The following is a 14485-nucleotide window of genomic DNA, read 5'->3' as shown; positions in this document are numbered from 1 at the left end:
ATAAACTAAAGAGCCAAGATACGCAATGTATCCGGCTCTTTTTGTATTTTTGTCTTTCAATAAAGAATATGAAACATGATACCCCAGGCACTTATCCTCTACATTGAGACAGAGATTATCCCCCGGTACGAGCAATTTGACAAGGCACATAACCTTTCGCATGTGCAGGCAGTCATTGAAGAAAGCCTCGCCCTTGCCAAACTTTATCCTGAAGCAGACGAACGCCTCGCATATACCATAGCGGCCTATCATGATACAGGACTTTGCCGGGACCGCGCCACACATCACCTTGTTTCAGGAGAAATCATAGCGGAGGATGCCAACCTCCTGCAATGGTTCGGCAAAGAAGAAATAGAAATTATGCGTGAGGCCGTAGAAGACCACCGGGCCTCCACCGACCATGAACCACGCAGTATCTATGGCAAAATCGTAGCCGAAGCCGACCGTATCATAGATCCGGACACCACGTTGCGCCGTACCGTACAATACGGGCTAAAGCAAAACCCTGCAGCCGACGAAACATGGCACTACCAACGTTTCTACGATCATCTGATGGAAAAGTATGCTCCCGGCGGCTATCTGAAACTTTGGTTTCCCCACTCAAAGAACGCCCGGCAGTTGAAAGAGTTGCAGGCCATTATAGCGGATGAAGTGCGTCTAAGAAGCATTTTTCACCAAATGTTCGAAGAAGAGAAAAGATAAAAGACTATCTTTGCAGCCAATTAGCTGAATAATAATTAAAAAACAAGATATACTTATGGCATTAAAAGCAGGTATAGTGGGACTGCCCAACGTGGGGAAATCCACTCTTTTCAACTGTCTGTCCAGCGCAAAAGCACAGGCGGCAAACTTTCCTTTTTGTACTATCGACGCTCAAATGGGCCAAGTGTCCGTACCCGACGAACGACTGACCAAACTTGCCGAAATCGTTCATCCGGGGCGTATCGTGCCCGCCGTATGCGACATTGTCGATATTGCCGGACTGGTGAAAGGCGCCAGCAAAGGTGAAGGATTGGGTAATCAGTTCTTAGGCAACATCCGCGAGTGCGACGCCATTATTCATGTGTTGCGTTGTTTCGATAATGGCAATATCGTTCACGTGGACGGAAGCGTGGATCCTGTACGCGACAAGGAAATCATTGATACCGAACTCCAGCTCAAAGACCTCGATACAGTAGAAAACCGCATCAAGCGCGTGGAAAAAATAGCAAAAGTAGGTGGCGACAAATTGGCAAAAGTGGAATACGAACTCCTGCTCCGTTACAAAGATGCACTGGAACAGGGACAGAGCGCCCGCACCGTAATACCGCAAAACGATGATGAGGAGCAATGCGCCAAACAGATGTTCCTGCTTACCACCAAACCAGTACTTTACGTCTGCAACGTGGACGATACAAGCGCCGCAAGCGGCAATCAGTATGTGGAGCAAGTACGTCAGGCCATTCAGGGTGAAGATGCCCAACTCATCATAATCTCCGCCCAGACCGAAGCCGACATTGCCGAACTGGAAACTTACGAAGAGAAACAAATGTTCCTCGAAGACCTCGGCCTGAAAGAAAGTGGCTGCAACCGACTGATTAAAGCCATTTATAGCCTGCTGAACCTTGAAACCTTCATCACCGCCGGCGAAATGGAAGTAAAGGCATGGACCTACCGTAAAGGCTGGAAAGCTCCGCAATGCGCCGGTGTCATCCATACAGACTTTGAGAAAGGTTTCATCCGCGCCGAAGTCATCAAATACGAAGACTACATCAAGTATGGCAGCGAAGCCGCCGTACGCGAAGCCGGAAAACTGGGCGTGGAAGGCAAGGAATACGTAGTGCAGGACGGAGACATCATGCACTTCCGCTTCAACGTATAAAAAACATCCATTGTGAGCTGTCCGGAGATTCCTGGCAGCTCATTTTTTATAATCACATCAATATGCTACAAATGACAAACAGTAATCTGAAATACCTCATTGCAGGCACAGGCGGAGTAGGCGGAAGCATTGCCGCTTTCCTTGCATTGGCAGGAAAGAACGTTACTTGCATCGCACGCGGCGAGCATCTTGCCGCTATACATGAGCATGGTTTGCGGTTACACTCCGACTTGAAAGGTGAACATACACTGAAGATACCCGCTTATACCACAGAAGAATACACAGCCCTCGCTTCCTCATCAGCCCACTTCAAGGCAGATGTTATCTTTGTATGCGTCAAGGGCTATTCCGTAGACTCCATTACAGAATTAATCAAATGCGCCGCACATAAAGATACGGTGGTCATCCCCATTCTCAATGTCTACGGAACCGGTCCCCGCATCCAACGGCTGGTTCCCGGTGTAACGGTATTGGACGGTTGCATCTACATCGTAGGATTTGTTTCCGGCAAAGGAGAGATCACACAGATGGGAAAGATATTCCGCCTGGTCTACGGAGCACACAAAAACACGATTGTTCCTCGTGAAACATTGGAAGCCGTACAACATGACTTGCAGGAAAGCGGCATCAAAGCTGAGATATCTCCCGACATCAACCGGGATACTTTCGTAAAATGGTCTTTCATTTCGGCCATGGCAGTAACAGGCGCTTACTATGACGTGCCCATGGGTGAAGTGCAAAAACCCGGCAGGATACGCGACACCTTTATCGGACTTTCGCAGGAAAGCGCTGCATTGGGACAAAAGCTGGGCATTGAGTTCAAGGAAGATATGGTGGAATATAATCTCAAAGTAATCGACAAACTGGCTCCCGAAAGTACCGCTTCCATGCAAAAAGATATGGCAAAAGGACATCAAAGCGAAGTGCAGGGATTACTGTTCGATATGATTACGGCAGCCGAAGAACAGGGAATTGAGATTCCTACATACAGAATGGTAGCAGAGAAATTCAAATAATTTTATACCTTTGTCCAATTATCTTATATTATCTTTGTCATTCAGAACGTGGTGCAAAATCTTTTCCTTGCCACACATACACAAAAAGAGCAGATTCTTTGCTACGCTCCGAACGACGACACCCAATGACATAAACTAATTTTAATTACTTATGAATATACCAACTCTCCTCTCTATCAACTGGAATCCTGATCCGGAGCTGTTCAACCTTTTCGGAAGTATTCCAATCCGTTATTACGGCCTGTTATGGGTTGTCGGTATTGCTCTTGCCTATGCGATAGTACACCGTCAGTACCATGACCGGAAAATCGACGAAAAGACGTTCGAACCGCTGTTCTTTTATTGCTTCTTCGGCATCCTGATAGGGGCGAGATTAGGACACTGCCTGTTCTATCAGCCGGACTATTACCTGAACCACTTCTGGGAAATGATACTCCCCGTAAAGTTCCTGCCGGACGGCGGTTGGAAATGGACGGGATACGAAGGGCTTGCCAGTCATGGCGGCACGCTGGGATTGATTATCTCCCTCTGGATGTACTGCCGCAAGACAAAGATGCACTATATGGACGTACTGGACATGATAGCCGTTGCCACTCCTATCACCGCCTGCTGCATCCGCCTTGCCAACCTGATGAACTCCGAAATAATCGGTATGCCGACCAATGTCCCCTGGGCATTTGTATTCGAACGCGTAGATATGCTGCCCCGCCATCCGGCACAGCTCTACGAAGCAATAGCTTATTTTATCTTCTTCCTGGGCATGGTCTACCTGTACAAACGCGGACAGAAGAAGCAGGAAAGCAAACTTGAAACAGACTTCAGCACCACCAAGGCAAAGTCCACCGCAGTGCAAGCAGTAGCCTCCCTACCCTATCATCGCGGCTTCTTCTTCGGTCTCTGCCTGACGGAGATATTCGTCTTCCGCTTCTTCATCGAGTTCCTGAAAGAAGACCAAGTGGATTTTGAAAAGACAATGGCGCTGAATATGGGGCAATGGCTCAGTGTTCCGTTCATACTTATCGGAATTTACTTCATGTGTTTCTACGGCAAGAAAACGGCAGGAAAATAATATCCTCCGGCAATAAAAAAACTTCAAGGCATGAAACCGGCAGTCCATCCAAGGAAACTGAAGGTTTCATGCCTTGCCGCTAAATCCATACCACACAGGCTACTTCCCTTTTACTATCCGCTTGATGTCATTCAGCTTGTTCAACGCTTCAAGCGGCGTCAGGTTATTTACGTCCAGATTCAGTATCTCATCACGTATTTGGCACAGTATCGGGTCATCAAGCTGGAAGAAGCTGAGCTGCATGCCGCCACGCATCTCTCCCACTTCGGCCATAGGTTTGCTTGATACACCCTGTTGACGGTTGTCCGTCTCAAGTTGCTTCAAAATGTCAGCGGCACGTTTCACGATACTTTTGGGCATACCCGCCATTTTAGCCACATGAATACCGAAAGAGTGTTCGCTGCCACCCCGTTCCAGTTTACGCAGGAAAATGACTTTATTATCGATTTCCTTCACCGACACATTATAGTTCTTGATGCGTTTGAAGGACTTCTCCATTTCATTCAGTTCGTGATAGTGCGTGGCAAACAGCGTACGGGCCTTGGCACGAGGATGTTCGTGGATGTATTCCACAATGGCCCATGCAATGGAAATGCCGTCGTAAGTGGAAGTGCCGCGCCCCAACTCATCAAAGAGCACCAGACTGCGGGAGGAGAGATTGTTCAAGATGTCCGCCGCCTCGTTCATCTCCACCATAAACGTAGATTCGCCTACGGAAATGTTGTCGCTGGCACCCACGCGGGTAAATATCTTGTCCACCAGACCGATGTGTGCGCTTTCCGCCGGAACGAAACTGCCGATCTGCGCCATAAGCGTGATCAAGGCGGTTTGGCGGAGCAATGCAGACTTACCCGCCATATTAGGACCGGTGATGATGATTATCTGTTGCGTACTGCTGTCCAGCATCACATCGTTGGCTATGTATTTCTCGCCTATGGGAAGTTGCTTCTCAATGACCGGATGGCGTCCCTGATGTATCTCCAAAACCTCATCGTCGGAAATTACCGGACGGATATAATTGTTTTCGCGGGCGGCGGTGGCAAACGAAAGCAGACAGTCCAGACGCGCTATCTGATTTGCATTAATCTGAATGGCAGGAATAAATTCGCTCAAAGACTGCACCAGCTCCGTATAAAGTTGCGTTTCCAACACCAGAATCTTGTCCTCAGCGCCGAGTATTTTCTCTTCATACTCTTTCAATTCCTGCGTAATGTAACGTTCGGCATTGACCAAGGTCTGCTTGCGGATCCACTCCTGCGGCACTTTATCCTTGTGCACATTGCGCACTTCGATATAATAGCCAAAGACATTATTATACCCTATCTTCAGACTGGGAATACCCGTCAGTTCACTTTCACGTTGCTGCACCTGCAAGAGATAATCCTTGCCGGAATAGGCTATTTGGCGCAACTCGTCCAACCCGGCATTCACGCCCGATTTTATCACGCCGCCTTTATTAATAAGCAACGGAGGATCGTTGTTGACCTCCTTGTCAATGCGGTCGCGAATGGACCGGCAGATATTCAGTTGTTCGCCGATGTGGTTCAGACTGGCATTATCTGCATCCATACAGGCTTCCTTGATAGGTTCAACAGCCTGCAATGCCACCTTCAGGGCAACCACTTCGCGCGGAGAAACGCGCCCTACGGCTACTTTGGAAATGATGCGTTCCAAATCTCCTATCAGATGCAGCTGTTCTTCGATCAGCTCCTTGAAGTCGGGTTTGCGGAAGAAGTATTCCACTACGTTCAACCGTTCGTTAATGGGCTGTACGTCTTTCAGGGGAAACACCATCCAGCGCTTCAACAAACGGGCTCCCATCGGGCTGATAGTCCTGTCTATCACATTCAACAGACTGCTGCCGCCGTCGTTCATGCTGCCCATCAATTCGAGACTGCGCACCGTAAACTTATCCAGACGGACGTACTTGTCTTCCTCTATGCGGGCCAACGAAGTGATGTGCCCTATCTGGGTATGCTGCGTCATAATGAGATACTGCAAGACAGCCCCCGAAGCAATGATGCCATTCTTGAGATGTTCCACCCCAAATCCTTTCAGGTTCTTGACTTCGAAGTGTTTCAGCAGTTTCTCGCGGGCGGTGGTCTCCGTAAACACCCAGTCGTCCAACTCGAACGTAAAGAATTTGCTGCCGAAATTGCCTTCAAACATTCCCCGGCGGCCACGCTCAAAAAGCACTTCTTTCGGGGCAAAATTATTCAACAACTTATCGACGTAATCGAAAGGTCCTTCCGCTGTCAGGAACTCACCGGTGGAAATATCCAGGAATGACACTCCGCAGGCACCCTTACCGAAGTGAACGGCGGCAAGGAAGTTATTCTCCCGGTAGTTCAGCACATTGTCGTTGATGGACACACCCGGAGTCACCAATTCGGTGATGCCGCGTTTCACCAGCTTTTTGGTGAGCTTCGGATCTTCCAGCTGGTCACAAATGGCTACGCGTTTACCCGCACGTATCAGTTTGGGCAGATACGTATCGAGCGCATGGTGAGGAAATCCCGCCATTTCGATTGTTTTCCCTTTGCCATTGGCACGCTTCGTCAAAGTAATGCCCAATATCTCGGCAGCTACAATGGCATCGGTGGAATAAGTCTCATAGAAGTCACCACAACGAAACAGCATGACGGCATCAGGATGTTTTGCCTTCAAATCAAGGAACTGCTTCATCATCGGGGTAAGGACAATATCTTCATTCACAATGGTATCTTTTTAGAATTTAATGTAATCTGATTAGTCAGGACAAAGATAATCCTTTTTTAGAAAATACACAGAACGGGGCTTTAAATCCTTAGCAAGCCTTAACAAAGTGGGGAATTTTACTAAAACATGTTATAAAACACACTTTTTTATTTGCTTTATTTGGAGATTTCCAAAAAGTCCGTACCTTTGCAATGTGTTTTTCATAGTATTAGATTTAAGGTTAACAAAGGTTGGAGTACAGCGGTACTCCTTTTTTTATGCCCATGGGTCTCCTCTTTCCCCTTTATCTCTTTCCCGCCCAATACACACCGCCCAATATGAGCATGGCTCCCATGAGTGACATTACGGTGAACTGTTCGTCCAGCAGGACAGCGGAACCTATCAGCGTGAAAAGCGGATTCAAATAAATGTAGTTGGAAGCCCGCACCGTACCCAATTGCTTCAAAATGATGTTCCACACCACAAAGCAAACCAGAGAAGCAAGTACACCCAGAAAAAGAAGGTTCATCCAAACCGCCGGCTGCCAAAGTCCGGAAAGAGAAAATTGCCAGGGATGAAGGATAAAAGCGGGAAGAATAGTCAGTATTCCGTAGAAGAAAATCTTGCGGGTAATGAAAGTCGTACGATAACGCCCGGACATTTTTTTCATTATCAGGCTGTAGAACGCCCAGGAGAAGGCGGCAAGAAGAGTCAGGAAATCGCCAAGCGGTGGAATCTTCAATATGAAATGGCCGTTATAGACCACCAACGCCACCCCCACCAGCGCCAGCAGGGAACCGCCCACCAGTCCGGCGGTGGCTTTTTCTTTTTTATAGATCAGCAAGGACAAAATAGTGGTGAGCAGCGGAGCCGTACAAACAATAAAAGCCACATTGGTGGCCAGTGTGATTTCCAATGCCGTATTCTCCGTAAAGAAGTAGAAAGAACCGCCCGTAACGCCGCCCCACAGCAACCAAAGTTCATCTTTCCAATTATCGGCAAACAGTTTGCGCGGAGAGATAAACCAAATTCCCAGATAAGCCATCAGAAAACGAAGCAAAAATATCTCCTGCGGAGAAAGTCCATGCTCTATCAATACTTTTGTAGAAATAAACGTCAGTCCCCATATCCCTACGGTAAGAATGGCTATGAGATGATAAATATAGTTCTTCGTTGTATGCATACACCGCTTATAAATTACGCACAAAGATAATGCTTTCCTTTTTCTATACAATGAGACAGGCTTTTATAATACCCGAAAGAAGATTTACTGAAACCTTTGGGGAGATTTACTAAAATGAAAGGAAAGATTTAGTAAATCTCCGTCCGAGTTTTAGTAAATCTCCCCAAAGGCCTTATACAGGGCTTTTGAAAAGAGGTTGTGCCCATTATCAGAAAAACATACAAATTGAAGCGCCTCCGACAGGAAACATACAAAAAAAGGGATGTGATCTTCACAGATTACATCCCTTGCAATATCCTAAAAAATCTTCTTTGTAAAATCCTATTGAATTAATTTAGCCATTATTTGTATTACAAACAAAAAATTAGTTTTAAAAGCACATCACAAATATAAGTAATAAAAAGCGGAATGTCAAGCATTCATGCTGTTTTTTTACACTACTTCGCTACAAATCTGAAAATAAACCCTTAACTTTGCACCGTTTAATTAACAGGATATAAACCGAATTAAACAAACTATCAACAAGTTTTAGTAAGTATATCAACAAGTTTTCAACAATATAATTAAAACCATTATGGAATACAATTTCAGAGAGATTGAAAAAAAATGGCAGAAACGGTGGGTGGAGAACAAAACCTACCAAGTGACGGAAGACGAAACAAAACAAAAATATTATGTACTGAACATGTTCCCCTACCCCAGCGGCGCAGGCCTGCACGTGGGACATCCATTGGGATACATCGCTTCGGACATCTATGCCCGTTACAAACGCCTGCAAGGTTTCAATGTCCTGAACCCCATGGGATACGATGCTTACGGCCTGCCGGCAGAACAATATGCCATACAGACGGGACAGCATCCCGCAATCACCACCGTCAACAATATCAACCGCTATCGCGAGCAGTTGGACAAGATAGGTTTCTCCTTCGACTGGAACCGCGAAATCCGCACCTGCGACCCGGAATACTACCATTGGACGCAATGGGCTTTCCAAAAGATGTTCAACAGCTTCTACTGCAACTCCTGCGCATCGGCAAAACCCATCGCCCAACTGATAGAGCACTTTGAGACCAAAGGAACCGAAGGACTGGACGTGGCTTGCAGCGAAGAGCTCAGTTTCACCGCCCAAGAGTGGAACGCCATGAGCGAAAAAGAACAGCAGGAAACCCTGATGAACTATCGCATCGCCTACCTGGGTGAAACAATGGTGAACTGGTGTCCCCAACTCGGAACCGTACTTGCCAACGACGAGGTGGTGGACGGCGTATCGGAACGCGGCGGTTTCCCCGTAGTCCAGAAAAAGATGCGCCAGTGGTGTCTCCGCGTATCCGCCTATGCACAACGCTTGTTGGACGGACTCGACACCATCGACTGGACCGATTCCCTGAAGGAAACCCAAAAGAACTGGATAGGCCGCAGCGAAGGCGCTGAAATTCAATTCAAAGTGAAAGACAGCGATTTGGAATTCACCATTTTCACTACCCGCGCAGACACCATGTTCGGAGTTACCTTCATGGTACTTGCCCCCGAAAGCGAACTGGTGGCACAAGTGACCACCCCGGAACAAAAAGCCGATGTGGACGCCTATCTGGAACGCACCAAGAAACGCACCGAACGCGAGCGCATCTCCGACCGCAGCGTAAGCGGCGTCTTTTCCGGAAGCTATGCCGTCAATCCTTTTACGGGCGAAGCAGTGCCCATCTGGATCAGCGACTATGTGCTGGCAGGATACGGAACGGGAGCCATCATGGCCGTACCGGCACATGACAGCCGCGACTATGCCTTCGCCAAACACTTCGGATTACCCATCGTTCCGCTGGTGGAAGGTTGCGATGTCAGCGAAGAAAGTTTCGATGCCAAGGAAGGCATCGTATGCAACTCACCAAAAGCCAATACAGAGCCTTATTGCGACCTCAACCTTAACGGGCTGACTATCAAGGAAGCTATCGCTACTACTAAAAAATACGTGAAAGAGCATAATTTGGGACGCGTGAAGGTGAACTTCCGCTTGCGCGATGCCATTTTCTCACGCCAGCGCTACTGGGGTGAACCGTTCCCCGTTTACTACAAGGACGGTATGCCTTATATGATTGATGAAAGCTGTCTGCCCCTGGAACTTCCCGAAGTAGCCAAATTCCTGCCTACCGAAACAGGCGAACCGCCGTTGGGACATGCCGCCAAATGGGCTTGGGACACAGCAAACAAATGTGTAGTGGACAACAACAAGATTGATAACATAACCGTTTTCCCACTGGAACTGAATACAATGCCGGGATTCGCAGGTTCGAGCGCATACTATCTGCGTTATATGGACCCGCGTAACCATACTGCCTTGGTAGACAAGAAAGTGGATGAATACTGGCGTAACGTCGACCTCTACGTAGGCGGTACGGAACATGCCACCGGCCACTTGATTTATTCCCGTTTCTGGAACAAGTTCCTGCACGACCTCGGTGTTTCCGCCGTAGAAGAACCGTTCCAAAAACTGGTGAACCAAGGCATGATTCAAGGAAGAAGCAACTTTGTGTATCGCATCAAAGATACCAACACGTTCGTATCCCTGAACCTGAAAGACCAATACGACACTACCCCACTCCATGTGGATGTCAACATCGTATCCAATGATGTCCTCGATACGGAAGCCTTCAAAGCATGGCGTCCCGAATACGCAACGGCTGAATTCATACTTGAATCGCCGGAAGGAACCGAAGACAAATCAAGCAAAGGCAAATACATCTGCGGCTGGGCTGTTGAAAAAATGAGCAAGTCCATGTTCAACGTTGTCAATCCGGACATGATTGTAGAGAAATACGGCGCAGACACGCTCCGCATGTACGAGATGTTCCTCGGTCCGGTGGAACAGTCCAAACCTTGGGACACGAACGGCATAGACGGCGTGCACCGCTTCATCAAGAAATTCTGGTCACTGTTCTACGACCGCAACGGCAATTATCTGGTGACCGACGAACCTGCCAACAAAGAAGAACTGAAATCTTTGCATAAGCTCATCAAAAAAGTCACAGGAGACATCGAACAGTTCTCTTACAACACAAGTATCAGTGCTTTCATGATTTGTGTCAACGAACTGTTTGCACTGAAATGCAGCAAGAAAGAGATATTGAACCAGCTCACAGTCACACTGGCTCCTTTTGCCCCGCACGTATGTGAGGAACTGTGGGAAACATTAGACAATGCCGGATCGGTGTGCGATGCACAATGGCCTGCATACAACGAAGAATATCTGGTGGAGAATACGGTGAACTATACCATTTCATTCAACGGAAAAGCCCGTTTCAACATGGAATTCCCTGCTGATGCAGCATCGGAAGCCATACAGGAAACGGTACTGGCAGACGAACGTTCCATTAAATGGATAGACGGGAAAAACATCGTCAAAGTCATCGTAGTGCCCAAGAAGATTGTAAATATTGTTGTTAAATAACAAATATGCAAATTACAAAACCAACCAAAGCCGAAGTGATGAGGGAGTTGAAAGACTACATCTTCATCACTTTCGGACTAATTTCCTACGCTATGGGATGGGCTGCGTTCCTCATCCCCTATCAGATCACTACCGGCGGTACCACAGGTATCGGAGCCATCATCTACTACTCCACCGGATTCCCTATCCAATGGTCGTATTTCATCATTAATGCAGTCTTGATGACCTTCGCCATCAAGATTCTCGGACCGAAGTTCAGCATCAAAACCACTTATGCAATCTTTATGCTGACTTTCCTTCTGTGGTTCTTCCAGATATTGGTGAACGGAGCCGACGGAGTGCCGCCACTGGTATTGGGTCCCGGCCAGGACTTCATGGCATGCCTGATAGGCGCTGCCATGTGCGGCGTCGGTCTGGGCGTAGTGTTCAACTGTAACGGAAGTACAGGCGGTACGGATATCATTGCCGCTATCATCCATAAATATCGTGATGTAACCTTAGGACGTATGATCATGGCATGTGACGTCATCATCATCACTTCCTGTTACTTCATATTCAATGACTGGAGACGGGTTATTTTCGGTTTCGTAACCCTGTTTGTCATCGGTATCGTGCTGGATTATATCGTCAACGGCGCACGCCAGTCGGTGCAATTCTTCATCTTTTCCAAGGATTATGAAAAGATTGCCGACCGCATTACCAAAGAGACCCACCGCGGTGTGACGGTACTCGACGGCATAGGATGGTACAGCAAACGCAATGTAAAAGTACTGGTTGTGCTGGCCTATAAGCGCCAATCCGTTGAAATATTCCGTCTGGTCAAAGACATCGACCCGAATGCTTTTATTTCACAAAGCTCTGTCATAGGCGTATATGGAGAAGGTTTTGATAAATTGAAAGGAAAATGAAAAAGAAATTTGTATTTGCAACCAACAATGCCCATAAGTTGGAAGAAGTTACCGCTATTTTAGGAGACAAAATAGAACTTCTCAGCATGAAAGACATTCATTGTCATGCGGATATTCCCGAAACGGCAGATACACTCGAAGGAAATGCCTTGCTAAAAGCAAGATATATCTTTGAAAACTACAACATGGATTGCTTTGCCGATGATACCGGACTTGAAGTGGAAGCGCTGAACGGAGCTCCCGGAGTATATTCGGCACGTTATGCCGGCGATGCGCACAACTCGGAAGCCAATATGAGGAAACTATTGCAGGATATGGAAGGAATAGAGAACCGTAAAGCCCAATTCCGTACTGTTTTTGCCCTTATCATCAATGGAAAGGAGCATCTGTTCGAAGGCATCGTAAAAGGTGAAATAACGAAGCACAGATGCGGCAGCTCCGGCTTTGGATATGATCCTGTCTTTATTCCCGAAGGATACACGCAAACATATGCCGAAATGGGAAATACGCTGAAGAATAAAATCAGCCATCGGGCATTGGCTACGAATAAACTTTGCAATTTCCTATCCAAGTAATGATTCCGCCATTTGAAACGCAGCAAAGAGTCTACTTCTCTCTTTTTTATATATTACCGTAAGGTAACTATATATTGCCTTACAGCGTGAATCCTTGTCAAGCAATAGAATATGTTAAAATATAAGCGGGTGTGTCAAAACTCTGACAAGCCTATCATTAGTTTCGCTCAAAATATCTTTTATTTCTTACGCTAATGTATAGTCTGTCATGCAGAACGTAGTGAAACATCTCTTCTCCTACTCATACTCACACAGAGAGTAGATTCTTCGCTCCGCTCTGACTATACCTTAATAAAAAAAGGCAGAAGAGGTTTTGAGCGAAGCTAATGACAGAGTAAAATGATAATTAATGTTAGTTTTGACACACCTTCTTTGTTATAAGTCAGTATAGTTACTTACCGTAAATATAGAGAATAGATTCAGAGTCGGTTATAATCCTAATTTGGCAGAGATTTCCAGCATCTTCTTAATCGGCTTCACTGCTTTTTCCGCTATTTCCGCATCTACTTTTATTTCCGGAGACTCGTTTTTCAGGCAATCATAAAGCTTCTCCAATGTGTTTAATCTCATAAAATTACATTCATTGCAAGCACAAGTACTGTCATTGGGAGGAGCCGGAATAAACTTAGTCTGCGGACATTTCTTTTGCATCTCATGCAGGATACCGGATTCCGTAGCAACGATATATTCCTTTTCGGGATGACCGACCGCATATTTCAGAAGAGCAGCCGTAGAACCCACCACATCCGCCAGTTTCAAAACCGTACTCTTACATTCGGGATGCGCCAATACCACCGCACCGGGATGTTGCTGTTTTAATTCAACAATCTTTTCAACCGAGAACTGTTCGTGTACATGGCACGCGCCGTCCCATAATAACATGTTCCTGCCGGTAACGGAGTTGATATAATTTCCCAGATTCCTATCCGGACCAAAGATTATTTTTTCATCTTTGGGAAAACTTTCCACGATTTGCTTGGCATTGGTGGAGGTAACCACTACATCGGTAACCGCCTTTACGGCAGCCGTCGTATTCACATAAGATATAACCGTATATCCGGGATGCTCTTTGACAAACTGCGCAAACTTATCAGCCGGACAACTGTCGGCAAGTGAACAACCTGCAGCCATATCCGGTACCAACACCTTTTTGTCGGGACAAAGCACCTTCGCTGTCTCACCCATGAAGTGAACACCGCACATCACGATAATGTCAGCTTCGGTTTTTGCCGCCCATTGCGCCAAAGCCAAACTGTCACCGACATAGTCGGCTATGTCTTGTATTTCACCTTTCTGGTAATAGTGTCCCAGAATGATCGCATTCTTCTCTTTCTTCAGCTGCTTAATAGCTTCTATCAGATTATTCATAATAATAATTTTTATTTCTCTTCTTTCTTTAAAAATCCTTTGATAGTGATGATAGGCTGTTAATAGTGTGGACAAGTTAATACGATTTTTCTTGTCCATGAAGTTATTAGTATGAGGTAAAACTTTATACTCCGGTTATTAACGTATGAAATAAGGGTTATACCGCTTGATAATAAGTCCCCTACTCTCTCATAACTTCACTTCATTAACACCTTGTTGATAAACCGCAAAGTTAATAACTTTAGAGAGATTTATTAGTGAAAGAGTGCTTAAAAATGTGTTTATATAGCCTTTGAAAATTTAGGCTAACTTTTTTGGTTTGTTCGTTATACCCATGTAATATGTGTTACTTTGAATAATGCAAGT

General features: G+C 46.3%; 10 protein-coding genes. 7 read left to right on the top strand and 3 right to left on the bottom strand.

Features of this window, described 5'->3' with window-relative positions; translation table 11 throughout:
• The first annotated feature begins 75 nt into the window (after positions 1-75).
• The 4 genes from NQ546_RS03045 (at position 76) to lgt (ending at position 3946) form a co-directional block, all read left to right on the top strand.
• The gene (locus NQ546_RS03045; RefSeq protein WP_004291864.1) at positions 76-702 is read left to right on the top strand and encodes an HD domain-containing protein; all 627 of its coding nucleotides are present in this window, start codon (positions 76-78) and stop codon (positions 700-702) included.
• Positions 703-757: 55 nt separating this feature from the next.
• Positions 758-1861 carry a redox-regulated ATPase YchF gene (ychF, locus tag NQ546_RS03040; protein ID WP_004291861.1) on the top strand — a complete coding sequence of 368 codons (1104 nt, stop codon included), beginning with the start codon at positions 758-760 and terminating at the stop codon, positions 1859-1861.
• A gap of 71 nt (positions 1862-1932) precedes the next feature.
• Positions 1933-2877, top strand: a complete 945-nt coding sequence (locus NQ546_RS03035; RefSeq protein ID WP_039953468.1) for a ketopantoate reductase family protein — start codon at positions 1933-1935, stop codon at positions 2875-2877.
• 151 nt (positions 2878-3028) lie between these two features.
• Entirely contained in the window at positions 3029-3946 is a 918-nt protein-coding gene (lgt, locus tag NQ546_RS03030) for a prolipoprotein diacylglyceryl transferase (RefSeq protein WP_004291856.1), read from the top strand.
• A gap of 99 nt (positions 3947-4045) precedes the next feature.
• Here lgt and mutS read toward each other — a convergent pair whose 3' ends face one another.
• Together mutS and NQ546_RS03020 are read right to left on the bottom strand one after the other, a co-directional pair.
• On the bottom strand, positions 4046-6661 hold the full coding sequence (mutS, locus tag NQ546_RS03025) for a DNA mismatch repair protein MutS (protein ID WP_004291854.1): 2616 nt from the start codon (positions 6659-6661) through the stop codon (positions 4046-4048).
• 286 nt (positions 6662-6947) lie between these two features.
• Complete coding sequence (locus NQ546_RS03020; RefSeq protein WP_004291852.1) at positions 6948-7826, bottom strand: DMT family transporter; 879 nt, start codon at positions 7824-7826, stop codon at positions 6948-6950.
• A 574-nt stretch (positions 7827-8400) separates the two neighbouring features.
• Between NQ546_RS03020 and leuS the strand changes: the two genes are divergently transcribed.
• The 3 genes from leuS to NQ546_RS03005 are packed head-to-tail and all read left to right on the top strand — an operon-like array spanning position 8401 to position 12751.
• Entirely contained in the window at positions 8401-11268 is a 2868-nt protein-coding gene (gene leuS, locus NQ546_RS03015; RefSeq protein ID WP_004291846.1) for a leucine--tRNA ligase, read from the top strand.
• A 5-nt stretch (positions 11269-11273) separates the two neighbouring features.
• On the top strand, positions 11274-12176 hold the full coding sequence (locus NQ546_RS03010; RefSeq protein WP_004291844.1) for a YitT family protein: 903 nt from the start codon (positions 11274-11276) through the stop codon (positions 12174-12176).
• On the top strand, positions 12173-12751 hold the full coding sequence (locus tag NQ546_RS03005; protein WP_004291843.1) for a non-canonical purine NTP diphosphatase: 579 nt from the start codon (positions 12173-12175) through the stop codon (positions 12749-12751). Before NQ546_RS03010 ends, NQ546_RS03005 begins: the two co-directional genes overlap by 4 nt.
• A 429-nt stretch (positions 12752-13180) precedes the next feature.
• Here the strand turns inward: NQ546_RS03005 and nadA are convergent, their stop codons facing one another.
• Complete coding sequence (gene nadA, locus NQ546_RS03000) at positions 13181-14218, bottom strand: quinolinate synthase NadA (RefSeq protein WP_004291840.1); 1038 nt, start codon at positions 14216-14218, stop codon at positions 13181-13183.
• Positions 14219-14485: the final 267 nt, after the last annotated feature.

The sequence above is a fragment of the Bacteroides eggerthii genome (assembly GCF_025146565.1).
Lineage (GTDB): Bacteria > Bacteroidota > Bacteroidia > Bacteroidales > Bacteroidaceae > Bacteroides > Bacteroides eggerthii.
Note: the sequence above shows the minus strand (reverse complement) of the source record. Positions and strands in the feature narration are given on the sequence as shown.

Bases quoted from the DNA above. Each gene is read 5' to 3' on its own strand.
- NQ546_RS03045 (WP_004291864.1), top strand. From the start codon at position 76: ATGATACCCCAGGCACTTATCCTCTACATTGAGACAGAGATTATCCCC.
- ychF (WP_004291861.1), top strand. From the start codon at position 758: ATGGCATTAAAAGCAGGTATAGTGGGACTGCCCAACGTGGGGAAATCC.
- NQ546_RS03035 (WP_039953468.1), top strand. From the start codon at position 1,933: ATGACAAACAGTAATCTGAAATACCTCATTGCAGGCACAGGCGGAGTA.
- lgt (WP_004291856.1), top strand. From the start codon at position 3,029: ATGAATATACCAACTCTCCTCTCTATCAACTGGAATCCTGATCCGGAG.
- NQ546_RS03020 (WP_004291852.1), bottom strand. From the start codon at position 7,826: ATGCATACAACGAAGAACTATATTTATCATCTCATAGCCATTCTTACC.
- leuS (WP_004291846.1), top strand. From the start codon at position 8,401: ATGGAATACAATTTCAGAGAGATTGAAAAAAAATGGCAGAAACGGTGG.
- NQ546_RS03010 (WP_004291844.1), top strand. From the start codon at position 11,274: ATGCAAATTACAAAACCAACCAAAGCCGAAGTGATGAGGGAGTTGAAA.
- NQ546_RS03005 (WP_004291843.1), top strand. From the start codon at position 12,173: ATGAAAAAGAAATTTGTATTTGCAACCAACAATGCCCATAAGTTGGAA.
- nadA (WP_004291840.1), bottom strand. From the start codon at position 14,218: ATGGACAAGAAAAATCGTATTAACTTGTCCACACTATTAACAGCCTAT.